27 protein-coding genes are annotated in these 22,839 nt (G+C 70.2%); 6 read left to right on the top strand and 21 right to left on the bottom strand.

The window, feature by feature from the left end; all coding sequences use genetic code 11:
* Nucleotides 1-3 precede the first annotated feature (3 nt).
* The 14 genes from deoC (Q5716_RS05200) to Q5716_RS05135 form a co-directional block, all read right to left on the bottom strand.
* Nucleotides 4-1,017: a deoxyribose-phosphate aldolase gene (gene deoC, locus Q5716_RS05200; protein WP_305002030.1), complete on the bottom strand. Its 1,014-nt coding sequence runs from the start codon at nucleotides 1,015-1,017 to the stop codon at nucleotides 4-6.
* On the bottom strand, nucleotides 1,014-1,955 hold the full coding sequence (locus Q5716_RS05195; RefSeq protein ID WP_305002029.1) for a sugar-binding transcriptional regulator: 942 nt from the start codon (nucleotides 1,953-1,955) through the stop codon (nucleotides 1,014-1,016). Before Q5716_RS05195 ends, deoC (Q5716_RS05200) begins: the two co-directional genes overlap by 4 nt.
* 80 nt (nucleotides 1,956-2,035) lie before the next feature.
* Nucleotides 2,036-2,968 (bottom strand): nucleoside hydrolase, encoded by a 933-nt coding sequence (locus tag Q5716_RS05190; protein WP_305002028.1) that lies wholly within the window; start codon nucleotides 2,966-2,968, stop codon nucleotides 2,036-2,038.
* Nucleotides 2,965-4,290 (bottom strand): MFS transporter, encoded by a 1,326-nt coding sequence (locus Q5716_RS05185; protein ID WP_305002027.1) that lies wholly within the window; start codon nucleotides 4,288-4,290, stop codon nucleotides 2,965-2,967. Before Q5716_RS05185 ends, Q5716_RS05190 begins: the two co-directional genes overlap by 4 nt.
* Entirely contained in the window at nucleotides 4,281-5,042 is a 762-nt protein-coding gene (locus Q5716_RS05180; protein WP_305002026.1) for a nucleoside phosphorylase, read from the bottom strand. The genes Q5716_RS05185 and Q5716_RS05180 overlap by 10 nt, the downstream gene beginning before the upstream one ends.
* Nucleotides 5,039-5,824, bottom strand: a complete 786-nt coding sequence (locus Q5716_RS05175) for a nucleoside phosphorylase (RefSeq protein WP_305002025.1) — start codon at nucleotides 5,822-5,824, stop codon at nucleotides 5,039-5,041. Before Q5716_RS05175 ends, Q5716_RS05180 begins: the two co-directional genes overlap by 4 nt.
* 40 nt (nucleotides 5,825-5,864) lie before the next feature.
* Entirely contained in the window at nucleotides 5,865-6,758 is an 894-nt protein-coding gene (locus Q5716_RS05170) for an energy-coupling factor transporter transmembrane component T family protein (RefSeq protein WP_305002024.1), read from the bottom strand.
* A gap of 18 nt (nucleotides 6,759-6,776) precedes the next feature.
* The gene (locus Q5716_RS05165) at nucleotides 6,777-7,661 is read right to left on the bottom strand and encodes an energy-coupling factor ABC transporter ATP-binding protein (protein WP_305002023.1); all 885 of its coding nucleotides are present in this window, start codon (nucleotides 7,659-7,661) and stop codon (nucleotides 6,777-6,779) included.
* Complete coding sequence (locus Q5716_RS05160; RefSeq protein WP_305002022.1) at nucleotides 7,654-8,520, bottom strand: energy-coupling factor ABC transporter ATP-binding protein; 867 nt, start codon at nucleotides 8,518-8,520, stop codon at nucleotides 7,654-7,656. The genes Q5716_RS05165 and Q5716_RS05160 overlap by 8 nt, the downstream gene beginning before the upstream one ends.
* A gap of 60 nt (nucleotides 8,521-8,580) precedes the next feature.
* Entirely contained in the window at nucleotides 8,581-9,300 is a 720-nt protein-coding gene (locus tag Q5716_RS05155; protein ID WP_305002021.1) for an ECF transporter S component, read from the bottom strand.
* Between the two features lie 22 nt (nucleotides 9,301-9,322).
* Entirely contained in the window at nucleotides 9,323-10,132 is an 810-nt protein-coding gene (locus Q5716_RS05150) for a GntR family transcriptional regulator (RefSeq protein ID WP_305002020.1), read from the bottom strand.
* A gap of 62 nt (nucleotides 10,133-10,194) precedes the next feature.
* A complete protein-coding gene (locus tag Q5716_RS05145) occupies nucleotides 10,195-11,148 on the bottom strand; it encodes a nucleoside hydrolase (protein ID WP_305002019.1) in 954 nt (317 codons plus the stop codon).
* A gap of 21 nt (nucleotides 11,149-11,169) precedes the next feature.
* Entirely contained in the window at nucleotides 11,170-11,856 is a 687-nt protein-coding gene (deoC, locus tag Q5716_RS05140) for a deoxyribose-phosphate aldolase (protein ID WP_305002018.1), read from the bottom strand.
* A complete protein-coding gene (locus Q5716_RS05135; protein WP_305002017.1) occupies nucleotides 11,853-12,776 on the bottom strand; it encodes a ribokinase in 924 nt (307 codons plus the stop codon). Before Q5716_RS05135 ends, deoC (Q5716_RS05140) begins: the two co-directional genes overlap by 4 nt.
* Before the next feature lie 184 nt (nucleotides 12,777-12,960).
* Between Q5716_RS05135 and Q5716_RS05130 the strand changes: the two genes are divergently transcribed.
* The gene (locus Q5716_RS05130) at nucleotides 12,961-13,341 is read left to right on the top strand and encodes a hypothetical protein (RefSeq protein ID WP_305002016.1); all 381 of its coding nucleotides are present in this window, start codon (nucleotides 12,961-12,963) and stop codon (nucleotides 13,339-13,341) included.
* Complete coding sequence (locus tag Q5716_RS05125; RefSeq protein ID WP_305002014.1) at nucleotides 13,338-14,267, top strand: ROK family protein; 930 nt, start codon at nucleotides 13,338-13,340, stop codon at nucleotides 14,265-14,267. Before Q5716_RS05130 ends, Q5716_RS05125 begins: the two co-directional genes overlap by 4 nt.
* Here Q5716_RS05125 and Q5716_RS05120 read toward each other — a convergent pair.
* The 5 genes from Q5716_RS05120 to truB are packed head-to-tail and all read right to left on the bottom strand — an operon-like array spanning nucleotide 14,264 to nucleotide 18,206.
* Nucleotides 14,264-15,508 (bottom strand): MFS transporter, encoded by a 1,245-nt coding sequence (locus Q5716_RS05120; RefSeq protein WP_305002013.1) that lies wholly within the window; start codon nucleotides 15,506-15,508, stop codon nucleotides 14,264-14,266. The two genes, Q5716_RS05125 and Q5716_RS05120, sit on opposite strands and share 4 nt — an antisense overlap.
* Entirely contained in the window at nucleotides 15,505-16,455 is a 951-nt protein-coding gene (locus Q5716_RS05115; protein ID WP_305002012.1) for a bifunctional riboflavin kinase/FAD synthetase, read from the bottom strand. Before Q5716_RS05115 ends, Q5716_RS05120 begins: the two co-directional genes overlap by 4 nt.
* A complete protein-coding gene (locus Q5716_RS05110; protein ID WP_305002011.1) occupies nucleotides 16,455-16,865 on the bottom strand; it encodes a hypothetical protein in 411 nt (136 codons plus the stop codon). Before Q5716_RS05110 ends, Q5716_RS05115 begins: the two co-directional genes overlap by 1 nt.
* Nucleotides 16,866-16,911: 46 nt before the next feature.
* Entirely contained in the window at nucleotides 16,912-17,280 is a 369-nt protein-coding gene (locus Q5716_RS05105) for a hypothetical protein (protein WP_305002010.1), read from the bottom strand.
* Nucleotides 17,277-18,206, bottom strand: coding sequence for a tRNA pseudouridine(55) synthase TruB (gene truB / locus Q5716_RS05100; protein ID WP_305002009.1), 930 nt, complete (start codon nucleotides 18,204-18,206; stop codon nucleotides 17,277-17,279). Before truB ends, Q5716_RS05105 begins: the two co-directional genes overlap by 4 nt.
* Before the next feature lie 52 nt (nucleotides 18,207-18,258).
* On the opposite strand from truB, the gene Q5716_RS05095 reads away from it, so the two are divergent.
* Nucleotides 18,259-19,257, top strand: coding sequence for a ketopantoate reductase family protein (locus Q5716_RS05095; protein ID WP_305002008.1), 999 nt, complete (start codon nucleotides 18,259-18,261; stop codon nucleotides 19,255-19,257).
* Here Q5716_RS05095 and Q5716_RS05090 read toward each other — a convergent pair.
* Nucleotides 19,232-19,891, bottom strand: a complete 660-nt coding sequence (locus Q5716_RS05090) for a nucleoside/nucleotide kinase family protein (protein WP_305002007.1) — start codon at nucleotides 19,889-19,891, stop codon at nucleotides 19,232-19,234. The two genes, Q5716_RS05095 and Q5716_RS05090, sit on opposite strands and share 26 nt — an antisense overlap.
* Nucleotides 19,892-19,914: 23 nt before the next feature.
* Here Q5716_RS05090 and Q5716_RS05085 point away from each other — a divergent pair, with 23 nt between their 5' ends.
* Nucleotides 19,915-20,778: an HhH-GPD family protein gene (locus tag Q5716_RS05085; protein WP_305002006.1), complete on the top strand. Its 864-nt coding sequence runs from the start codon at nucleotides 19,915-19,917 to the stop codon at nucleotides 20,776-20,778.
* Here Q5716_RS05085 and Q5716_RS05080 read toward each other — a convergent pair.
* Nucleotides 20,775-21,437: a dihydrofolate reductase family protein gene (locus Q5716_RS05080; RefSeq protein WP_305002005.1), complete on the bottom strand. Its 663-nt coding sequence runs from the start codon at nucleotides 21,435-21,437 to the stop codon at nucleotides 20,775-20,777. The two genes, Q5716_RS05085 and Q5716_RS05080, sit on opposite strands and share 4 nt — an antisense overlap.
* Before the next feature lie 38 nt (nucleotides 21,438-21,475).
* Between Q5716_RS05080 and Q5716_RS05075 the strand changes: the two genes are divergently transcribed.
* Together Q5716_RS05075 and Q5716_RS05070 are read left to right on the top strand one after the other, a co-directional pair.
* Entirely contained in the window at nucleotides 21,476-22,357 is an 882-nt protein-coding gene (locus Q5716_RS05075; RefSeq protein WP_305002004.1) for an Fpg/Nei family DNA glycosylase, read from the top strand.
* Nucleotides 22,354-22,818, top strand: a complete 465-nt coding sequence (locus tag Q5716_RS05070; protein WP_305002003.1) for a hypothetical protein — start codon at nucleotides 22,354-22,356, stop codon at nucleotides 22,816-22,818. Before Q5716_RS05075 ends, Q5716_RS05070 begins: the two co-directional genes overlap by 4 nt.
* Nucleotides 22,819-22,839 lie beyond the last annotated feature (21 nt).

The raw sequence follows: 22,839 nt of genomic DNA, 5'->3' as shown, positions 1-22,839 counted from the left end.
GGGTCAGTCAACCGTCACGTAGTCGGGGCCGGAGTACCGGCCGGTGGAGAGCTTCTGTCGCTGCAGGAGCACGTCGTTCAGGAGGCTCGAGGCGCCGAAGCGGAACAGGTGGGGCACGAGCCACTCCTCGCCCACGGTCTCGGCGACCGTGACGAGGTACTTGATCGCATCCTTGGAGGCACGGATGCCGCCCGCGGGCTTCACGCCGATCCTCTCGCCCGTGAGGCGGTGCCAATCGCGCACGACCTCGAGCATGAGCAGGGTCACGGGGAGCGTCGCCGCGGGCGAGACCTTGCCCGTCGAGGTCTTGATGAAGTCGCCCCCGGCGAGGATCGACAGCCACGACGCCTTGCGCACGTTGTCGTAGGTGTTCAGCTCGCCCGTCTCGAGGATGACCTTGAGGTGCGCGTAGCTGCCGTCGTCGCGACGGCAGGCCTCCTTGACGGCCACGATCTGGTCGAAGACCAGTCCGTAGTTGCCGGCGAGGAACGCGCCGCGGTCGATGACCATGTCGATCTCGTCGGCGCCCGCCGCGACGGCGTCCGCGGTGTCCGCGAGCTTGACGGCCAGGGATGCCCGACCGCTCGGGAACGCGGTCGCGACGGCCGCGACCGAGATGCCGCCCGCGTCCGGATCGCCGTGGGCGGAGCCGAGTGCCTCGACGGCCGACGGCACCATGTCGCCGTACACGCACACGGCCGCGACGCGGGGCGTGGAGGCGTCCTGCGGGTCGGGGGTGAGCGCCTTCGCGACGAGGGAGCGCACCTTGCCGGGGGTGTCGGCGCCCTCGAGAGTGGTGAGGTCGATGAGCCGGATGATCGTGTCGAGCGCCCACGCCTTGGAGGTCGTCTTGATCGAGCGAGTGCCGAGGGACGCGGCGCGCTGCTCGAGGCCGACGGCGTCGACGCCCGAGAGACCCTCCAGGTGCAGTCGGAGGGACTTCTCCGTCAGATCGGAGCCGATCAGTTCGATCGCCCTGTGCGCCGGGGCGAGTGCGGATGGTCCGCTGGAATTCATGGGAGCTCCTCTAACAGGGCCGAGGCGGTCGACTCATCGGTGATGAGGACCGTGCACAACCCGCTGGTCACGATGGCGCGGGCGACATCGTGCTTACTCTCGCCGGAGAGGACGAGGACGGTGTTCTTCGACGACCTGAGCTTGTCGAGGCTCAGTCCCATCGTCCGCTCGTCGAGTCCGGGGTCAACGATATTCCCGTTGGCGTCGATGTAGCGACCGACGACGTCCCCCACCGCGCCCTTGCGACGCAGTTCGGCCACGTCGGCCGAGGTGAGGTACCCGTTGTCGACGAGGATCGACGTGGCATCCGCCACTCCCGCGCTGAACAGGTACATCGAGGCCGCTTCGGCGAGCTCGATGACGCCGGCGACGGTGCGATCGGACTCGATCGCGCGCTTGGTCTCGAGCCGTTCGAGGATGGCGGGGCTCGGTAGCAGAACCGATTGACCGGCCGCCTTCTGCGCGATCGTGGTCGCTGTGTGCGCTGCCGTACCCGGTCGGCGACTCAGACTGACACCGCCGTTGATCTGCACGACGGTCACCGACGTCGCCCACCCCGTCGGCAGGCGCTCCGCGATCGCATCGAGGGTGCGACCCCAGCTCACGCCGAGCGTGCGCGGGACCGGGCGGACCGCCGTCAGGAAGTCCGCCGCCGCCTGGGCCACGCGTGCCGAGAGCTCAGGCTCATCGGTCGCGGGCACGACGACCGCGTCGTCGAGCCCGAAGCGCTCACGCAGCTGCCGCTCGACGCCGAGCCGGCGGGCGCGCGGATGCACGATCTCGATCGACACGATGCCCTGCTCCCGAGCCTGGCTGAGCAGCCGGCCCACCTTCCAGCGCGTAATACCGAGGAGGCCCCCGATCTCGTCCTGGGACTTGTTCTCCTCGTAGTAGAGCTCGGCGACCCGCACCGCGAGCAGCTCTGTCGTCTCGTTCACGTCACCTCCCTCGACCTCTCCACTGTAGACAGCGTTAGCGGGCTTAGCTGCATATGTAGCTCAAACTGCTCATATGCGCACTAGCGTGACCCTGCCGCCAGCAATCGCTTGTACGACTCGAAGAACCCGGTCGCATCGACGTCGTCGATGACCGTCGCGTTCGGCGCGTTGCGTTCGGGACGGTCGTCGAAAAGCGAATAGCCGCGCGTCAGCTCGCTGTGGTGCTCGATCGCGACGAACTTACGGCTCGACGCAGCGATCAGGGACGGCTCGACCAGCAGCATCGCCGTGAGCGAGTCGGGGTGAGTGCTGCCCTGGATCGCGACCCCCTCGTTGAACTCCAGGTTCGGGGTGTCCAAGATCGTGAAGTAGCGCGCCAGATCGGTGTCGATCGCCGCGATCTCCGCGAGCTGATCACGGTCCCAGAGTGCTCGCTTCAGCGTGAGCGTCCACGTCACCACGGTGACATCGAAGCCCGCGCGGAACACGATGTCCGCCGCCTCCGGGTCCACGAAGAAGTTGTACTCCGCCGCCGCCGACACGTTGCCGACCGAGTTGTCGCAGCCTCCCATGACCCAGAGCTGGCGTACCTTCGAGGCAAAATCACGGTCCAGCAGCACCGCCGTCGCAATGTTCGTCAAGGGCCCGATCGCCACGATGTCGATCTCGCCGGGGTTCTCGTTCACCAGTCGCACGAGCGCGGAGGCGGCGGGCTCATCGCTCGGCGCCTGCTCCGGCACGGGGAAATCGTGGTTGCCCTTGCCGTCGCCGTGCGCGCTCGCCGCATACCAGGGCCGAGCCATGGGCACCTCGGCGCCGAGGTGCACGGGCACCTCTCCGCCGCGACCCGCCGCCTCGATCGTGATGAGCGCGTTCTGCACCTGCTGCGCGAAGTCGACGTTGCCCGAGACGATCGTGACCGCCTCCAGGCTCGCCTCGGGGTGCAGGAGGCCGACGAGAAGCGCGAAGCTGTCGTCCGCCGCCGTATCGGTATCGATGATCATGCGTCTCATGGTTGGACTCCCGGTAGGCCGACGGTTTCCACGGTCTCGAGCGCGACCGACCTCGGCTCGTGCATCCGCAGGGCGAGGACGACGCCGACGACTGCGACGCACGCCGCGACGATGAAGACGACCTCATAGCTCGCACTGAGGGCGAGGACACCGGCCAGCAACGGGCCGGCGATGAAGAACGGCGCCAGCAGCGTCGACGTCGTGCCGAGGTAGATGCTCGTGCTCTTGGTGGGCGCGAGCTCGATCGACAGGTTCGGGTCGGCGATGATCGTCATGGCGTTCGCTCCCCCGAGCGCGATGAACGTCACGATGTAGACGGGCAGCGCTCCGCCGATCACCGCCCCGACCATTCCCCCGACGATGAGCACTCCGCCGATGATCACCACGACCTTGAAGCCGACGTAGTTCCCGATCGCCGCGAGGGCGAAACCCAGCAACGCTTGCGACAGGATGAAGACCGCGGCGAGGAGCGCGGCATCCGAAGGCCGGAGGACCCCCTGCGCGAGGCCGTCGACGACCACGAAGCCGATGCCCAGCGTCGAGAACGCGAGCACGCAGCGAGCCACGAGGAACCGCGCGTACGAGCGGTCGCCCCGGATCACCCCCGGGATCTCCGCCACCGTCGCGCGAAGACTCGTGCGGGGCTCGGGGTGCGGATACGGCTCCTCCTTCAGGCCCGCCACGAAGAAGATCGACAGGAACGACAGGCCGAAGCAGATCCAGAAGCAGAGCTGGATGCCCTGCGGGAACTCGCTCGTGCGGATGATGTTCTCCGCCACGAGCGCCGCAGTGAACCCCAGCACCCCGCCGAGGAGCTGCACGATCGCGTAGTACCACCCGCGATTGCGGGTGATCGCCTTCGCGAGGAAGTCGCCGTACACGGGCCCGATGAGACCCGTCGTAATCGCATACCCGCCGAAGGCGATGAAGAACACCACGAGGATCGTGGTCGAATCGAGCACCCCGATCAGTTGCGCGGTGATCGCGATGGCGAGGATGCCCACGCGCTCCGCGATGACGATCGCCAGCAGCAGGGGCTTGCGTCGCGATCTCCCGCGCAGCAGGTGCGCGCCCACGAGCTGGGGCAGGTACTTGCCCACCGCGTACACCGCCGCGACCATCCCGACGAGCACCGCTCCCCCGCCGAGCGACTGGACGAACGCGGGGATGATGGTCGTCTCGCTCAAGAGGGTGATCGCGAACGAGAAGGTCGCTCCGTCGAGGACGAGGAAGAGGAAGTTGCGCCGCTGGTGCGCGGACATGAGCCTCGCGTACTCCGGCGCCTCCGCCTGAAGCCGCGCGGCATCGGCCCCTACGGCCACTGTGCACCCGCCCGATCGCGGGCGATGAGCACGCGCAGCGCCTCAACCGAGGTCTCGAGCATCCGCTGACGGTCGCGCTCCATGTCGCCGCCCTCGGACCACATGTGCATGATCCCGCCGGCGCGCGCGCGATGGATCGAGCTGATCACGAAGATCGCCGCGGCCTCCATCTCCGAGCAGATCGCGCCGCCCGCGATCCACGCGTTCCAGCGGTCCTGCAGGTGCTCGGCCATCGGCATGCGTTCGGGCTCGACCTCGCCGTAGAACGAATCCTTCGACTGCGAGACGCCCACGCGGTACGACGCGCCCACGGTCCGGGCCGCCTCCACGAGCGCGTCGACCACGCCGGGGTCGGCGATCGCCGGGAACTCGATCGGCAGGTAGTGGCTCGAGGTGCCCTCGTCACGGATCGCCGCGCTCACGATCGCGAGCTGGCCCGACGGGGTCCCCGGCTGGATGGCGCCCGACGTGCCCACGCGGATGAAGGTGTCGGCGCCCAGCCTGAGGAGCTCCTCCACCGCGATCGCCGCGGACGGGCATCCGATCCCCGTGGAGACGACGCTGACCTTCTCACCGTCGAGCGTTCCCGTCCACGTCGTGTACTCGCGGTGCGACGCGACGTGCGCCGGCGAGTCGAAGAGCGCGGCGATCGGCTCGCAGCGGCCGGGGTCGCCCGGAAGCAGCACGTACCGGCCCACGTCTCCGGGGCGCAGCTGCAGGTGGTACTGGACGCCCCCCTCCACGGCGCTCACGCGCGACCCGCCGCACGGTCCTGGGCGATGAGCTCGCGAAGGCCGGCCACCGCCTGCGGCAGCAGGTTGTCGAGCGAACCGCGGGAGATCTCCTCGTCGGTCATGGGCGACTGGTCCCAGTGGCCCATGATCATCATGATTCCGCCCGCGCGCACGCCCAGGGTCGCCGCGACGATGTAGAGCGCGGCGGCCTCCATCTCGGAGCAGATCGCCCCGCCGGCCATCCACGCCGACCAGCGGTCCTGGAGGCGCTTGGCCACGGGCATCCGGCCCGGCTCGTGCTGGCCGTAGAAGGAGTCCTTCGACTGGGAGATTCCCACGTGCACGTTCGCGCCGAGGCTGCGCGCCCCGATCGCCAGCGCTCGCGTGACGTCGATGTCCGCCACCGCGGGGAACTCGATCGGCAGGTAGTGGCTCGACGTGCCCTCGTCGCGGATCGCGCCGCTGATCACGCCCAGGTCGCCCGGGGGGATGCTCGGCTGCATGCTCCCCGACGTGCCCACCCGGATGAACGTGTCCGCGCCGACCTTGACGAGCTCCTCCATGGCGATGGCGGCGGACGGGCATCCGATCCCCGTCGACGTCACGGAGACCTTCTCGCCGTCGAGGTACCCGGTCCACGTCTCGTACTCGCGGTTCTTCGCCACGAGCACGGGGTCGTCGAACAGTTGGGCGATGGGCTCGCAGCGGCCGGGGTCGCCGGGGAGGAAGACGTACTTGCCGACTTCGCCCTCGGCCACCTGGATGTGGTGCTGGCGGTCGGTGGGGAGGCTGGAGGACATGGGAGACGGATCGCTTTCTTGATGGGCCGGCGCAGCCGGACTACTTCTTGAGGGAGAGGAACACGGCGAAGAGCACGACGCCGAAGAAGAGGGTCGCGGAGATCACGAAGGTGACGACCACGAACAGGGGCGAGAACACGATGTCGGAGGAGATGTTCCACGTGCCCCGCCAGATCGAGTAGGCCGAGAGCCCGCCGAGGGCGAGGGCGCCGACGATCCCGATCACCCAGTCGCTCGGGCGGCCCCGGACCTGCCGGTAGCTCGTCTTGATGCCGTTGGAGCCGAACCCGCGCGACTCGAGCGAGATGGACAACTGCTGCACCCTCTCGATCGCGCCGACGAACACCGGCACGAAGCTCGGGAGCACGGCGGAGAAGCCCTTGCCCTTCATTCCCCGCGACTTCTGAGCGCTCATGATGATGCCCACCTCGCGCTGGAACACCGGGATGAGCTGGAGGGTCATCGCGAGCATGAAGTTCAGGGTGTACGGCACCTTGAGCTTCGACAACGACGTGAACAGGTCGCTCGGGTGCGTCGTCATCACCATGACGAGCGCGAGGAGCAGGGATGCCACGATCCGACCGAGCAGCACGAAGCCGTAGTAGATCCCGTCCCCGTAGAGGGTGAGCGGTCCGATCTCGCCGACGGGCGTCCACGGTCGCTCGACCGCCGGCGCGATGATCTGCAGCGCTAGCAGGGACGATCCGACCGGCACGAGGATGAGGGCGCCCTTGAGCAGCGGCTTCGTGATGCCGGCGATCGGAGCGAGCAGCAGGGCGAAGAGCGCCATCGAGTACAGGACGACGATGTTCTGCGTGGAGAACGCGAGCACCACGTATCCGACGACCCAGACGAGCTTGGCGATCGGGTTGATGCGGTGGATGATCGAGTTGCCCGGGATCATCGCCACGGGCAGCGCGGCTTGCATTGACATGGTTGAGGTCCTCTAGGGTCAGCCGACGGCGTCGGTGCGGGCGGCGGCCGGGCGACCGGTCCGCATCGCGATGTCGGCGGCCAGCTCGGCCGGGGTGAGTGCGACGGGTCCGCCGAGCGGTACGACCGTCTGGAGGGCGATCTCGGTCACCTGAGGTGCCTGAAGATTCGTGCGCGCCATGAGGGTCTTGTCGGCGAACACCTCACGGGGGCTCGCGTCGGCGATGATCTCCGTGCTCTTCATGACGATCACGCGCTCGACGACGTCCGCGAGCAGCGGCATGTCGTGCGAGACGCACACCACGGTGGTCCCCTGGTCGCGCAGCCGACGCATCAGTCCGTTGATCACGTGGGTGGTGTTGTGGTCCTGACCGGTCGACGGCTCGTCGAGGATCAGGATCGGCGGGCGCATGGCGACGATGGAGGCGATGCCCACGAGCTTGCGGATCGGGAAGCTCACGCGATACGGGTGCTCCTCGATGTAGTCCTGCAGCCCGAAGAACTCGACCGCCTCGGCCACGCGGACCGCGATCTCCTCCTCGCTCAGGCCGATGTTGCGCGGACCGAACTCGAGCTCCATCTGGACGGTACGGGCGAAGAGCTGGTGGTTGGGGTTCTGGAAGACGTAGCCCACATGAGGCGCCATCTCCTGGACCGACTTCTTCGCCGTGTCCACTCCGTCGACGATGACGGTGCCCGCGGTCGGCTTGAGCAGTCCGTTGAGCAGCTTCGTCAGGGTGGTCTTGCCGGAGCCGTTCTGGCCGATGATGCCGATGATCTCGCCGGGCTTCACCTGCAGGTCGACCCCGCCGAGGGCGGTCACGTTGCCGGTCGGGTAGACGTAGCGCGCTCCGCGGACGTCGATCGCGAGCGGGCTCAGGGCGGACGGGGTGGCGTCAGTCACGGGTGGCTCCCAGGAGGTCGTTGACGGCGGCGACGGCCGGCTCGGTCGTGATGGGCACCGGTCCGTCCCAGTCGCCGTATTCGGTGCGGAGGATCGTCGCGAGCTCGGCGGCCTCGGGGACCCGCAGCTTCAGTGCGGCGAGCTCCTCGACGCGGCTGAAGATCTCCTGCGGCGTGCCGTTCATGATGACGCGACCGCCGTCGAGGACGATCACGCGGTCCGCGTAGCGCGCCATGACCTCGACTTCGTGCTCGATGACGATGACGGTCATCCCCCGCTCGCTGTTGAGTCGGGCGGCCATGTCGAACACCTCTTGCTTGCCGATCGGGTCGAGGTTCGATGTGGGCTCGTCCATGATGAGGATCTGCGGCTTCATCGCGAGCACGGCTGCGATGGCCAGGCGCTGCTGCTGCCCGCCGGAGAGGCCGAGCGGCGAGCGCTCTTCGAAGCCGGCCAGTCCGACGAGCTCGAGGGTATCGGGGATGATCCGCTTCATCTCCTCGTAAGGCACGCCCGCGTTCTCGAGGCCCAGCGCGACCTCCTCCGCCACCGACATCTGGCTCATCTGGAACTCGGGGTTGTCGAAGACGACGCCGACGAGCTTGGACATCTCACGGACCGGGTACTCGGAGACGTCGAGGCCGCCGACCGTGACGGTGCCCTCCAGCTCGCCGCCGAGCATGGTAGGGATGACGCCGTTGACGCACAGGCCCAGGGTGGTCTTCCCGGCCCCGTTGAGACCGAGGATGGCGACGTACTCGCCGGGCTGGATCTCGAAGGAGATCTCGTGGAGGGCGGGCTCGTCGGTGCCCGCGTAGGTGTAGGTGACCGCGTCGAACGCGATGATGGGTTCAGGCATGAGGTCTCTTTCGGGGACCCGGGGCGCCGCCTGGCGCAGCGCCCCGGGAACTGGTGTCGATCAGGCGGAGGCGCCCGCGTTGATGGCGAGGAACACGACGATGATCAGCACGCCGACCACCACACCGGCGACGGCGAGCAGGATGCCCTTGAGGGGCGTCGCCTTGACGATGTCGATATCGGCGGTCAGCGACTTCGGTAGCGCCTCGATGATGGCGAGGGCGACGAAGCCGCCGATGATCTTGTCGGCGAGCGAGGTCAGGATGTTCGACGAGAACACCGACCCCACGAGGTTCTGCCCGACGGCGAGGAACGTGCCCGTCAGCGCGTCAGCGCCGTTGCCGGTCGCACCGCCGAACACGAGCACAATGATCGGCGCCGCGACGATGGTGCACGCGACCGCGACGATGACGTTGAGCAGGAAGAACCGCGGGATCGTGCGGCCGAGCTTCCACGAACGCACGCCGTAGCCCCAGATCAGCGCGCCCACGATGTTGACGAGCGCGAAGGGCAGGCTGACCGGGCCGCTGATGAGCGCTGAGCCGCCGTTCGTGAGAACGCCGACGAGCGCGCCCCACCACGGGCCGAGCACGATCGCCGAGATGGCGGTTCCGATCATGTCGAGGTAGACGGGCAGTCGCAGGGCGGAGGCGATGTAGCCGCCGACGATGTTCAGGGCCACGCACACGGGGATGAGCGTGACGATGAGCGTCGTCGGAATGTTGTTGCGGTTGAGTCGGCTGCCCTTCTTCGGAGCGGACGCGACGGGAGCTGTAGTCATGCGTAGTGCCTTTCGGATGGTGTTACTGGATGCCCGGCGACACTGCCGGGACGGGTGAGGACTGGGGCGCGTCCTGATCGGACGGCTGTCGGGCGGTGCTCTCGTGGAGCGGATCGGCGGCGGAGCTGCCCCGGTGCACGTACAGGTTCATGACGTCGCTGCGGATCGACACGATCGAGTACATGACGGGGATGCCGCCGTCGAGGTCGTGCACTTGGGAGAGCACGAGGATGGGGTGGCCCACCGGAACGCCGAGGCGCTCGGCGGTGGGCAGCTCGGCCGTGGCGGCCTGGATCATGGCCGTGCCGCTCGAGACTGGACGGCGGTGAACCTCTTCGAGGAGCTCGTACACCGACTGCTCGTAGGAGCCCGGGTCGGTCGGGAGGCTGGGGACCTCGAGGAGGTGGTCGATGCTGTCGGTCACGGCGACGCCGTCGGCGGTGCGCGTGCGGCGCACGACGATGCAGTGCGACCCTGCGGGCAGGCGCAGGGCCGCGAGCACGGCCGCGGGAGCAAGCTCCCGGTGAACGCTCAGCCCGGTCGTGCCGGGCTCGCGCCCGGACTCCCGGATGACGGTCGAGATCGACAGGTTGGTCTCGAGCGTCATGCTCACGCTCACCCGGCCGGTGCCCCGGACGAACGTGCCGCGACCCTGCTCCCTGCTGACGAGTCCCCGCGCCTGCAGGTCCGCGACCGCTCCCCGAATCGTCGTGCGGCTCACAGCGAACTCGGTCGCGAGCTCGGGCTCCGCCGGCAGGCGGCTGCCCTCGGCGTAGACGCCGTCGACGACGCGCCGCTCGAGCTCTTGAGCGACCGACTGAACTCTCAGCATTGAGCCTTCATTCGTGGAGGAGTACGGATCAGGGACAGGTTGGCGGGGGCGCGATCATCCGGTCAAGGCGTGAACGCATCTGTGAGGAATCGCATGAAGATGTGCGCATCCGCGCACTTCGCTACTCGTGCGTTGCGCCGATCGGTCGACCAGCCGCGGTCGTCGGCGAGCATCGCGCCGAGCGTGCGCTCCCCCGTTGTCTCCACGTGGACGGCGTAGTCGCCCACGTCGGAGACCACGTCGGGGTGCACGAGCACGGCCACGCACAAGGCGTCGTGCACGGGCGCGGTCAGCTTCTCGGCGTCCGGGGCGTCGGGGTAGAAGCCGATGCGGTGGCGCACGAGCATGCTCGTTCCGGTGGCCCCGGGCGAGCCGATGGCGTCGAGCGCGTCGCAATCGGCCAGGCTCAGCGGAGCGGCGTGCGTCGCATCCAGCGGGAGGATCAGGACATCACGGATGCCCGCGCTCAGTACCGCCTCCGCCGCCTCGGGGTCCACCCAGAAGTTGAACTCCGCGGCCGCCGTCACGTTGCCCCAGCCGATCGATCCGCCCATGATGACCAGTCGCGGGATGCGCTCGGCGAGGCGCGGCTCTGCCGCGAGCGCGAGAGCGACGTTCGTGAGCGGGCCGACCGCGACGAGCACGACGTCGGAATTGGCATCGTCGAGGTAGGTGTCGATGAGGAACTGGACAGCGTTGCCCTCCCGGACGGGAGTGCGCGACGGCGGGAAGTCGAGGTCGAGCTTCTGGAACTCCGGATTGTTGCCGTTGAGGATGTGGCGCGGAATCGGGAAGTCGGGGCGGACGATGGGCCGGGGAGCGCCCGCGTACACCGGCACATCGGCTCCGACATGGTCGAGGACGCGCAGCGAGTTCTCGGTGGTGTTGACGAGCGGCACGTTGCCGTTGACCGTCGTCACCGCCACGAGCTCGAGATCGGGGTGCAGAGCGGCGGCCATGATCGCGACGGCATCATCGGATCCGGTATCGCAGTCGATGATGAGGCGGGTGGTCATTCGGGAGCGGTCCTTCCGGGGTCAGTAGCTGGTGGTGTTCGAGTCGGCGGCGTCGGTGACGATCGCGATGCCCGCGCTCGAGCCGACGAGGGAGGCGCCGGCCTCGATGAGCGAGAGCACCTGAGCGAGGGACTTGATCGAGCCGGAGGCCTTGACGAGCGCGCGGCCGGCAGCGCGCTCCACGAGCCACGACACGCTCTCCGGCGACGCGGTCTCGATCGCGCCGCTGCTCGCGTTCTTGAGATAGGCAGCGCCCGCCTCGAGGGAGAGGTCCACCGCCGCCTCGCGCTCCTCAGGGGTCAGCAGCGGGAGCTCGAGCATCACCTTGATCGGCACACCGGCGGCCCTCACCACCCCCGCGATGTCCTCGCGGAACTCGGCGTGCATCCCGCTCTTGAGCCACCCGATCTGCACGCCGATATCGATCTGCTCGGCCCCGAGCCGGACGAGCTCCGCGGCCTCGGCGGCCTTGCCGGCTGACGTCATCGTCCCGACGATCGGGAAGTCGAGCGCGGAGGCCACGAGCACGCCGGTGCCCCGAAGCTCGCTCGACACGAGAGGCACCCAGGAGCCGGGCACCATGGCGGCGCTGAACCCCCACTCCACGCACTCGCGCGCGTGCCGGATCATCCGATCGCGCGTCGCGTCCGCCTCGATCAGGGTGTGCTGGATGTAGCGCGCGATGGACGTCGCAACGGGTGCGCTCACTCGGTCTCTCTCTCGGTCGTGCGGGGAATCGGTCCGAGGTCGGACCGACGGGGAAGGGCCGGGACGACCTCCGCCACGGACACCGCGTGCGCCCCGGCCTCGGCCGCCCAGCGCGCCGCATCGGCGAGGTCGGCTCCCTCGACGAGCGCGACGGCGAGCGCGGCGGTGAACGCGTCGCCCGCGCCCGTCGTGTCGACGATCGCTCGAGGCAGGACGGCGGGGACGCGCTGGAGGCGGCCCGTCTCGACGACGAGTGCACCGCGCGAGCCGAGGGTGAGGACGACGTCGCACTCGAACCGAGCGGCAAGACTCCGGGCGAGCTCCTCGTCGTCGGAGTCGTCGTCTGCGGAGAGGCCCAGCAGTACACGCGCCTCGGTCGAGTTGGGGGTGAGGACGTCGGCCACCCGCGGCGGGGCCGCGAAATCTCCCGCGGGGGCGGGATTGAGCACGGACCGGGTGCCTGAGGCGCGCGCTACCCCGAGGGCGGCGATCGCAACCCCGTGCGGGATCTCGAGCGAGACGACGAGCAGGTCTGCGGCGGCGATGGTGTCCCGGAACGAATCGACGTGCTCAGCCGTGAGCTCGTCAAGGGCGCCAGGCGCGATCGCGATCCGGTTCTCCCCGCCCGAATCGACGAGGATGAACCCCGTCATCGTCGCGGATGCGGCGGTGACGACCCCGCGGGCATCCACCGATTCCGCCGCCCACAGCGCGCGGGCGTCGGCGGCGGCGGCGTCCGGTCCGACCGCCGTGAGCAGGGCCGCAGTGTGCCCGAGGCGGCTGATCCCGATGGCCTGGTTGGAGCCCTTGCCGCCGGGGCCGGCGCTCAGGATGCCCCCGCTGACGGTCTCGCCCGCGCTCGGCGAACGATCGAGCCGCATGGTCAGGCCGACGCCGAACCCACCGATTACCGCGATCACCGTTGACCACCTGAAGTGCGAAACGAACAAGTGCTGCGACCATAACGAGTCGTAGGTCGTCACACCAATGTCTCTGCTCACATGCGCACTTCGGAGTTCCTCGGTGCACACCCGCGCATCCCGGTGTGTCGGTGTCGCCTCCTGCGGGGACGTGGCCGAGGTCCTCGCGCCCTAAGCTGGCGGGATGACGAGTGCGGCCTCTTCACCCCGAACCCCGCGCCCCGTGGCGCTCGTGGTCATCGACATCGTTGCGAGCATCCTGCTGCTGTTCTTCGCAGCATCCCTCGCTCTCGTGGTCATCACGACGGCGACCGCCTACCAGGGGCTCACCGCCGAGTGCGGCTCGGGGCCCTTCGAGGGCATCACGTGCAACGGCACGGTGCTCGGCATCGTGACCATCGGCATGATCGTGATCGCCGTACTCGCGACCTTCCTCGCCGTCGGCTTCGTCATCGTCAACCTGATCCGCCGTCGGTACACGTTCTACTGGCCGGTCGGCGCCATCGTCATCATGATCGTCGCGACCTGGATCGGGTCGTGGATCGCCGGGATGATCGCCCCGTGACCGCGTGGGTCCTCGCCGTCGACCTCGGCGGCACGAAGATCGAATCCGCCCTCGTCGACGCGGAGGGGCGACTGCTGCCCGGCTCGCGCTTCCGTGCACCGACCGGCGGGCGCTCGAGCTCGCAGCAGCTCGAGACGAGCGCGGTGTCCGTCATCCAGCAGGCGCTCGGCGCCCTGCCCGAGGGCGACGAGGTCATCGGCGTCGGCATCGGCTCCGCCGGCCCGATCACCGTCGCAGAGGGGCTCGTCTCGCCGCTCAACCTCCCGGCCTGGCGGGACTACCCGCTAAAGGCGCTCGCCGAACGACTCGTGCCCGGTGTGCCGGCCGTACTGCGGATGGACGGCGAGTGCATCACGCTCGCCGAGCACTGGATCGGCGCCGCGCCCGGCGAGGACAACCTCATGGGCATGGTCGTCTCGACCGGGATCGGCGGCGGCCTCATCCTCGGCGGCCGCGCGGTCGCCGGTCCGACGGGGAACGCGGGCCACATCGGCCACGTCGAGGTCGGCGGGTTCGACGACCCCTGCCTGTGCGGCGGCACCGGCTGCGTCGAGGCGATCGCCTCGGGACCGCACACGACCCGCTGGGCGCAGCGCCAGGGCTGGTCCGGCGAGTCGGGCGAGGACCTCGCAGCGTCGTACGCGGCCGGCGACCCGATCGCCATCGCCGCGGTTCGCCGCTCGGGCACTGCGATCGGCCAGGCCATCGCGTCGGCCACGGCGCTCGTCGACCTCGATGTCGTCGCGATCGGCGGTGGGTTCTCGCACGTCACCCCCGACCTCTTCGACATCGTCCGGGAGGCGATCGCGAAGAGAGCGCCCTTCCCGTTCGTCGCGAAGGTCCGCGTCGTCCCGTCCGGCCTCTCGGGCGAGGGACCGCTCGTCGGCGCGGCGGCGCTCATCCACCGCGCCGGGTACCGCTCCTAGCCGTCGCTCGCGCCCTCGAGGTCGTCTTCGACGAACCGCGGGCGAGCGAGGGTCACCGCGGACACGATCGACAGCAGCGTGGACCCGGCGAGCAGCAGCAGCGGCACCGTCCAGCCCCCGCCGCTCACGTCGTGCAGGAGCGCGACGACGAGGGGACCGAACGCCGCCGCGCTGTAGCCGATGCTCTGAACGAATCCGCTCAGGGCGACGGACGCCTCGGGCGAGCGAGTGCGCAGGTTGATGAGGGCCAGGCACAGCTGGAACATGAGCGGCCCGCTGCCCGCGAGCGCCACCCAGAGCCACGGGGCCGCCGCGGGAGCCAGCAGCAGCCCGGCGTATCCGCCGAGGAAGAACAGCAGTCCCGCGTAGATGATGACGGAGACGTTGCGCAACCGGGACGCGAGGATGGGAACGAGAAGAGACGCCGGCAGGCCCATGAGTCCGAACAGTCCGAGGAGCGCGCCCGCCTGAACCTCGTCGACGCCCGCGGTGTCACGAAGCAGCTCGGGCAGCCAGGCGAACATCGCGTAGACGTTGAACCCGGGGATCGCGAAGGCGAGGGTGATCGCCCACGCGACGCGGGAGCGCCAGATGCGCCCCTCGAAACGACCCCGAACCGCAAGGACGTCGCCCGACTCCCGGATGCGTCGCGCGTGGGCGACGGACTGGAGCCACACCACGATCCACGGCACGAGAGCGCCCGCCGCGATCACGCCCCACAGCGCGAGGGACGCACGCCAGCCCGCGGTACCGGCGACGGGGGCCGCGATGAGCGGCGGGATCGCGGTGCTCAGGGCCATGAGCGTCGCGTATGACGACGTGACGAGCCCGATGCGGTCGGGGAAGTACTTCTTGACGGCGGGCGGCAGCAGGATGTTGCCGAAGCCCATTCCCGCGAGGGCCAGAACGGTGCCCGCGAGGAGAACCGCGTAGTCGCCCGCGACGGCGCGCACGAGCGGGCCCGCGACCATCGCCGCGCACGCGACCGCGATCGACAGCTCGAGACCGATGCGGCGGGCCACCCAGGGCGCGACGATGCCGGACGCGGCGAACGCGATGGGCGGGAGCATCCCGAGAACACCGAGCCCGACCACGTCGAGCGGGATGTCGTCGTCGACGAAGGAGACGATGGGCGAGAACGCGACGACCGCGGTCCTGAGGTTGGCCGCGAGCAGCAGGATGCCCAGCAGCACCATCGAGCGCCCGGCCCACAGCGGCCGGGTCGCCAGAACTGCGGTCACTCGCCGGCCCGGGGCGGCAGGCCCAGGATGTCGCGGATCCGCAGCTCGTCCCGCCGCATCTGCGCGGCGAGCTCGTCCGCGCCGCCGAACTTGCGCATTCCGCGGATGAACTCGACGAACCGCACCTCGACGGTGCGGCCGTACAGGTCGAACGCCTGGTCGAACGCGTGCGCCTCGACCTGCTTCTCCGGGACTCCCTCGAAGGTCGGGTTGTTGCCGATGGACACCGCGGCGCCGTAGGGCACGCCGTCGACGACGAGCCACGACGCGTACACGCCGTCGGCGGGGATGAAGCCCTCGACGGTCGGCGACAGGTTCGCGGTCGGGTACCCGAGGGTACGGCCGCGCTGGGCGCCGTGCACGACCTCGGCGCGGATGGCCGGGAGCTCGCCGAGCAGTTCGGCGGCGGTGCGGACATCCCCCGCGGAGAGCAGCTCGCGGATCCACGTGGAGGACACCCGGCGGTCGCCGGAGGACGCGACGTCGTCGATCTCGATCACCTCGAAGCCGGACTCGGCAGCCATCGCGCGCAGGAGGGCGACGTCGCCCGCCCCGCGCGCGCCGAACCGGAAGTCCGCCCCCACGAGGACGGCGGTCGCGTGGAGCGCTCCGACGAGGATGCCCGAGACGAAGTCCTCCGGCGCCATGGAGCGGAACTCCTCGTCGAAGGTCACCATGAGCGTCGCTCCGACCCCGGCCTCCTCGAGGAGCTCGCGCTTCTGCTCGTTGCTCACGAGCGGGTCGGGGCAGGCCTCCGGGCGGACGACGCTGAGAGGGTTGCGGTCGAACGTGACGACGGTCGGGACGAGCCCGCGCTCGTCCGCGACGGCCACGAGCCGGTCGATGACCGCGCGATGACCGGCGTGCACCCCGTCGAACTTGCCGACGGTGACGGCGCTCGGACCGAAGTCGGCGGGGACGAGGGAGGCGTCGGTCCAGAACTCCATCACGCCGCCTCGACGTCGGCCCGAGTGCGGCGCAGCCAGAGGATGCCGAGCACGGGGAGAACGAGCGGGATGAAGAGGTAGCCGATGCCGAAGTACGACCACACCGCGGGGTGGGCGAACAGCGCAGGAACGAGGAGGCTCAGGAGCCCCACCACGAGCACTCCGGCGAGCTCGAGCACGATCGCGGCCCAGGCCACGAAGTACCAGGCGCGGCCCCGACCGAGGAGGGCGACGGTCGCGACGATGTAGACGACGCCGGCGAGGAGCGAGAGCGAGTAGGCGACGGGCGCCTCGTCGAACTTCGTCGCGATCTGGAAGAGGGAGCGCGCGGTGGCAGCGAGGGCGAGCACCGCGTACACGGCGATGAGCACGCGGCCTACTCCGACCGCCCGGGATGATTGCTGGGACATCGGCATCAACTCTACTGACGTGGGGGCGGGCATCCGTCGAGCCCCGCTAGACGCCCTGGACGAACCAGATCGCGTTCATCCGGTACAGCATGACGGCGATCGCGAGGCACGCCACCCCGATGACGACGGTGCTCCACCGTCCTCGATCGATGAGTCCCCAGAACACTGCCGCCGGCGGGAGCAGCGCGGCCGACACGAGATAGATCCAGAACTCGAGACCGCTCCCCGACGGTACGTTGCCCGCGGCCGGCGCGGCGATCGCGACGACGATCTGGGCGACCAGCAGAAGCTCGACGAGCGCGGCTGCGGCCACCACGAGGTCGTTGGGCGAGCGCCCCGCGAGCCCGAGGGCGAGACAGAGCAGCCCCGCGGCGATCGCGACGACGAGCTGGACGACGGTGAACCACTCGATCATGACGAGGCCTCCGGTGGGAAGTTGACGAGGACGCGGGCGACGCCTCCCGACAGGTCGACGAGCCCGAGGAGGCGGCCGTCGGGGCTGAGCGCGCCGACGGGCGCCCCGTCCGCGGCGTCGATCCGCACTCGCTTGCCGTGGGCGAGGTCGCGAGTCTGGTCGGCGTCGAGGACGACGACGGGGAACAATCGGGATGCTGCGGCCGCGGCATCCATCAGGGCGGCGGGCAGGTCGTCCTCCAGCCGCACGGCTCCCGCCACCTCGAACGGGCCGATCCGGGTGCGGCGCAGCGCGGTGAGGTGGCCGCCCACGCCGAGTGCCTCGCCGAGGTCGCGGGCGAGCGCGCGGATGTACGTGCCTGACGAGCACTCGACGACGGCGCGCACGTCGGTCGCGCGGGACCCGCGCTCGATTCCGAGGACCTCGAACCTCGAGACCGTGACCGACCGGGGCTCGAGCACGACATCCTCGCCCTCGCGCACCCGCGCATAGGCGCGCTTGCCGTCGACCTTGATCGCGCTCACCGAGCTCGGGCGCTGGAGCAGCTCTCCCGTGAGCGCGGCGACGCCCGCGCTGATGCGCTCGTCCGTGGCCTCGCCGAGCGCCGTCGCGGATGCCTCGGGCCCGAGCTGCCCCTCGGCGTCGTCGGTGCTCGACGCGGCGCCCAACCGGATGGTCGCCTCGTAGGTCTTGTCGGCGCCCACGATCCAGGTCAGCAGGCGGGTGGATGCCCCGACACCGAGGATGAGCAATCCCGTCGCCATCGGGTCGAGGGTTCCGGCGTGCCCGACCTTGCGCGTGCCGAGGGCACGGCGGGCCCGCGACACCACGTCGTGGCTCGTGATCCCGCCCGGCTTGTCGACGAGCAGGATGCCCGAGGGCGGCGTGTGGGCGGCGGCCTGCGCTCGATCCCGCCCGGCCTCCATGCCACCGATCCTACTCGGCGGCCCGCTCCCGCCGGTCAGTAGGATCAGTGGCATGCGGGTAGGCGTCATCGGTGCGGGAGCGGTCGGCGGCGTCATCGCCGCACTGCTCGACCGTGCCGGCCACGACGTCGAGGTCACCGCTCGGGGTGCGCACCTCGAGGCGATCGGCGAGTCGGGCCTCCGGCTCTCCGGCGGTTGGGGCGAGCACGTCGCCGTCGTCGAGGCGGGCGACGTGCTGACGCGCGCCCCCGAGCTCGCCGTGGTCGCCACGAAGGCGCAGGACGCGCCCGCCGCCATCCGCGAGAACATCCGGCTGTTGCGCGGAATCCCGGTGCTCGTCGTCCAGAACGGCCTCGACGGGGTGGCGGCTGCGGCGGCCGCATCGCCGCGCTCCGACATCGTCGGCGGCCTCGCGACCTTCGCGGCGAGCTATCTCTCCCCCGGCGAGGTGAGCGTCACGACGCCGGGGCCGACCTACGTGGGGGTGCTCGGCGACGACGACGTGCCCGCCCGGTACGTCGCACGCATCCTCGGCGAGGTGATGCCGATGGTCGTCCTCACCAACTTCGCCGGCGCCCAGTGGACCAAGCTCATCATCAACCAGGTCAACGCGCTGCCCGCGATCACCGGTCTCAGCGTCCAGGAGGTCGTGGCCCACCGCGGCTTGCGTCGACTGATGACGGCGAGCATCCGCGAGGCGGTGCGCGTGGGCCGCGCCTCGCGCGTGCGCTTCGAGAAGCTCCAGGGTCTCGGCCGCCGAGCGCTGTGGTGGTTCTCCATCGCGCCGCTGTGGGCGGGAGAGGTGCTGCCGCGGCTCATGGCACGACGCATGGGCCGAGTGCCGAATCCGGGATCGACGCTGCAGAGCATCCGGCGCGGGCAGGCGACCGAGATCGATCACCTCAATGGGGCCGTGGTCCGCGCCGCGGAGGCGCTCGGACGACCGGCACCCGTGAATGCGCTGCTCGTGCAGCTCGTGCACGAGGTCGAGGAGTCGGGGCGATTCTTCACCCCCGACGAGGTGGTCAGCAGGAGTCGGCGAACACCCTGACCGGGAGCTCCGGGTCGGAGTTGTCGACGATCGCCGTCGCGCGCGCCCGGGGGTTCGCCTCGGCGAGGTAGAGCTTCTGTCCACCGGGATAGCGCGGGCTCTGCCCCGCGGGGCCGTCGAGCTCGAGCAGCCGGGCCCACGCCGCGTCGGCGTCGGCCTCGAGCCAGATCGAGTAGTTCCAGAGGCCGCGCAACTCGGGCCGGTTGAGGAAGGCGCCGTCGACGACGAGGGTCGCGTCCTGCGGGCCCGTCTGCCACTGCATCTCGATCGGCACGTCGCGCTCCACGTCGAACGCCGCGGTGACGAAGCCCGCGCTGCCGCCCAGCCGGAACGGCTCGATGAGCACGCGACGGAACAGCTCGTAGTCGAAGGAGTCGTAGTAGTAGCCCTCGGCCGAGTCCACGCCGCGGGCGTAGCGCTCCGCGCGCGGTCGGTGGAAGCGGTCGACGGATGCCCGGAACACCGCGTGCCCGCCGCGACCCAGTCGCTCGGCCAGGGCATCCGCGAACGGGCGCTTGCCGGCCCCGTCGATGCCGTCCACGGCGAGGAGGGTGCGGCCCTTGCCGTAATTGGCGAGGAATTCGTCGGCGAGCGCGTCGAAGGCGGCGCGCCTCTCGGCAGTCCAGTGCGGCATAGCGCCCAGTTTAGGGTGGTGCGGTGAGCATCGCTGAGGCCGTCGGCGCCTGGTTCCTGCAGAACCGGCGCGACCTCCCGTGGCGCCGCGAGGGGTTCGGAGCGTGGGGCATCCTCGTGAGCGAGATCATGCTCCAGCAGACGCCCGTGGTGCGCGTCATCCCGCGACTGGAGCAGTGGCTCGAGCGCTGGCCGACCCCCGCCGACCTCGCCGCCTCTCCCCCCGGCGACGCCGTTCGCGCGTGGGAGCGGCTCGGCTACCCGCGCCGCGCGCTCAACCTCCACGCGGCCGCGACGGTGATCGCCGAGCGCCACGGCAACGTGGTGCCCTCCGACGTCGGCGACCTCCTGACCCTCCCCGGGATCGGCGACTACACGGCTCGCGCGGTCGCGTCGTTCGCCTACGGGATGCGGCACCCCGTCGTCGACACGAACGTGCGGCGAGTGCTCGCTCGCGCCGTGGCAGGGCGGGGTGAGGCCGGTCCGCCGTCGACCCGGCGCGATCTCGCGGCGATGGAAGCCGTGCTGCCGATCGACCCGGCCGCCGCCCAGCTGACGAACGCGGCCGTCATGGAGCTCGGGGCGGTGGTCTGCACGGCGCGCGCACCGCGCTGCGACGCGTGCCCGCTCGTGGACTCGTGCGCGTGGCGCGCCGCGGGGTACCCGCCGTACGAGGGACCGAAAGCGGCAGCGCAGAAGAGGTTCGAGGGCAGCGACCGCCAGGTGCGCGGCCTCATCATGGCGGAGCTGAGGGGCAGCGACATCCCCGTCACCGCTCTCGAGATCGAGCAGCTGTGGCCGGATGCCGCGCAGCGCGACCGCGCTCTCGCGGGACTGATCGCCGACGGCCTCGTCGTTGCGGGGGACGACGGATTCGAGCTGCCCTAGCGGGGCCTGCGCGACAGCACGACGTGAACGACCCCGGAGGGGGACGCGGTCGACTCGATGTCGAAGCGCTCCTCGAGGCCCTCGAGCCCGTCCCAGAGCCGCTCGCCCCGGCCGAGGACGATCGGGACGACAACGAGGTGCAGGTGGTCGACGAGGTCGGCCTCCAAGAACTCGCGCACGACCGTCGGTCCACCCCCGAGCCGCACATCGAGGCCGCCGGCGAGCTCGGTCGCGAGGGCGAGCGCGTCCGCCGGAGTCAGGGAGCGGAAGAAGAACGTCGTGTCCCCGAGCACGAGGTCGGGCCGCTCGTGATGGGTGAGCACGACGACGGGCGAGTGGAACGGGGGCTCCGGACCCCACCAGCCCTCCCACTCGTGATCCTGCCACGGGCCGCGCTGGGGCCCGAACTTGTTGCGCCCCATGATCTCCGCGCCGATCCCGTGGCCCCAGCGAGAGGCGAACTCGTCGTCGAGACCGGTCGTGCCCGTCCCGACCGCTTCGGACTCGTGCCCCGACATCGACACGAACGTGCGGGTCGGGAAGAACCACTCCATGAGTCGGCCGTCGGCGTGCCCGAACGGCGCCTCGAGCGATTGGCCCTCCCCCGTCGCGAATCCGTCGAGGGAGATGGCCAGGTTGTGCACTCGCAGTCTGCTCACGCTGGCATTCTGTCATCCGACTGGCGCACACTGGAGTCGTGCCCGAGCTGCCCGAAGTCCACGCCCTCGTCACCGACTTGCGCGCGCGGCTCATCGGTCGCACGGTGAAGCGGCTCGAGATCGTGGCGTTCTCGGCCCTCAAGACCTTCGACCCGCCGGTCTCCGCCCTCGAGGGGCAGGTCGTGCGCGGGGTCGACCGGCACGGCAAGTACCTCGACCTCGAGATCGGCGACCTCCACGTGCTCATCCACCTCGCTCGAGCCGGCTGGCTGCGCTGGCGGGAGTCGGCGCCGCAGTCCTCCGGCCGGCCGAACCGCGGCCCGCTCGCCGCGCGGCTCGTGCTCGCCGACGACGACTCGGCCGTATCGACGGGCAGCGGCTTCGACCTCACCGAGGCAGGGACGAAGAAGAGCCTCGCCATCCACGTGGTGCGCTCGCCGATGGACGTGGATCGCGTGCGGACGCTCGGCCCCGACCCCCTCTCACCACGGTTCACCGTGGAGGCGTTCCGCGCCATCCTGGCCGCCGCCGGCCGGTCGCAGATCAAGGGGGTACTGCGCAATCAGGCGCTCATCGCCGGCATCGGCAACGCCTACTCCGACGAGATCCTGCACGTGGCCAGGATGTCCCCGTTCAAGCCGGCCGACATGGCCGAGGAGGAGTCTGCCCGGCTCTACGACGCGATCCACGAGACCCTGCAGGCGGCGATCGACCGCGCCGACGGACTCGCCGCCTCGGAGCTCAAGGCGGAGAAGAAGACCAACCTGCGGGTCCACGGCCGCACGGGAGAGGCATGCCCCGTGTGCGGCGACACGATTCGACAGGTCACCTACTCCGATTCGTCGCTGCAGTACTGCCCGACGTGCCAGACGGGCGGCAAGCCGCTCGCAGACCGAGTGCTCTCGAGGCTCCTCAAGTGAGCGCGCTGGAGAGGATGCTCCAGCGCGCCGTGGAGCGACTCGAGTCCGGCGGCGTTCCGGACGAGGCGCTCGCCGTGCTCCGACCCGCGAAGCGCATCGGCCCGGTCGTTCGGGGGCCTCGCTTCACCGCGAAGGGCCGGGCCTGGCGGCTCGGCGCCCTTCTCGTCAGCCGCGACGGCGCCCTGTACTCCACCGGCACGGTGACCCGCGCGATCGTTCCGAAGGACTTCGCGGCGAACAAAAGCCCCGCCGAGGCGGCGCGCCGCGAGCTGCAGCGCGCCGCCGCCCGCGGTCCGTTCGCCCCCGGGGAGTCGGTGAACCACGGCTATCGTCCCGCACTCGGCGACAGCGTGGTCGACCGCGATGGCGTCCCGGTGCTACGACTCCCCGACGCGGACGTTCCGCTCGAGGCGTACCTCGACGACCGGATCCGCACCGCGCTCGAACCGCGCGGCGTGTAGCGCCGGGCGCTAGGCTCGCCG

Source organism: Antiquaquibacter soli (assembly GCF_030580675.1).
GTDB classification, from domain to species: Bacteria; Actinomycetota; Actinomycetes; order Actinomycetales; family Microbacteriaceae; genus Rhodoglobus; species Rhodoglobus soli.
This window is presented reverse-complemented; position numbering and strand designations above follow the sequence as displayed.

Coding starts and splice junctions, on each gene's coding strand:
- deoC (WP_305002030.1), bottom strand. CDS start 1,017: ATGAATTCCAGCGGACCATCCGCACTCGCCCCGGCGCACAGGGCGATC.
- Q5716_RS05190 (WP_305002028.1), bottom strand. CDS start 2,968: ATGAGACGCATGATCATCGATACCGATACGGCGGCGGACGACAGCTTC.
- Q5716_RS05175 (WP_305002025.1), bottom strand. CDS start 5,824: ATGTCCTCCAGCCTCCCCACCGACCGCCAGCACCACATCCAGGTGGCC.
- Q5716_RS05170 (WP_305002024.1), bottom strand. CDS start 6,758: ATGTCAATGCAAGCCGCGCTGCCCGTGGCGATGATCCCGGGCAACTCG.
- Q5716_RS05160 (WP_305002022.1), bottom strand. CDS start 8,520: ATGCCTGAACCCATCATCGCGTTCGACGCGGTCACCTACACCTACGCG.
- Q5716_RS05155 (WP_305002021.1), bottom strand. CDS start 9,300: ATGACTACAGCTCCCGTCGCGTCCGCTCCGAAGAAGGGCAGCCGACTC.
- Q5716_RS05150 (WP_305002020.1), bottom strand. CDS start 10,132: ATGCTGAGAGTTCAGTCGGTCGCTCAAGAGCTCGAGCGGCGCGTCGTC.
- Q5716_RS05145 (WP_305002019.1), bottom strand. CDS start 11,148: ATGACCACCCGCCTCATCATCGACTGCGATACCGGATCCGATGATGCC.
- Q5716_RS05130 (WP_305002016.1), top strand. CDS start 12,961: ATGACGAGTGCGGCCTCTTCACCCCGAACCCCGCGCCCCGTGGCGCTC.
- Q5716_RS05115 (WP_305002012.1), bottom strand. CDS start 16,455: ATGGAGTTCTGGACCGACGCCTCCCTCGTCCCCGCCGACTTCGGTCCG.
- Q5716_RS05110 (WP_305002011.1), bottom strand. CDS start 16,865: ATGTCCCAGCAATCATCCCGGGCGGTCGGAGTAGGCCGCGTGCTCATC.
- Q5716_RS05105 (WP_305002010.1), bottom strand. CDS start 17,280: ATGATCGAGTGGTTCACCGTCGTCCAGCTCGTCGTCGCGATCGCCGCG.
- truB (WP_305002009.1), bottom strand. CDS start 18,206: ATGGAGGCCGGGCGGGATCGAGCGCAGGCCGCCGCCCACACGCCGCCC.
- Q5716_RS05095 (WP_305002008.1), top strand. CDS start 18,259: ATGCGGGTAGGCGTCATCGGTGCGGGAGCGGTCGGCGGCGTCATCGCC.
- Q5716_RS05090 (WP_305002007.1), bottom strand. CDS start 19,891: ATGCCGCACTGGACTGCCGAGAGGCGCGCCGCCTTCGACGCGCTCGCC.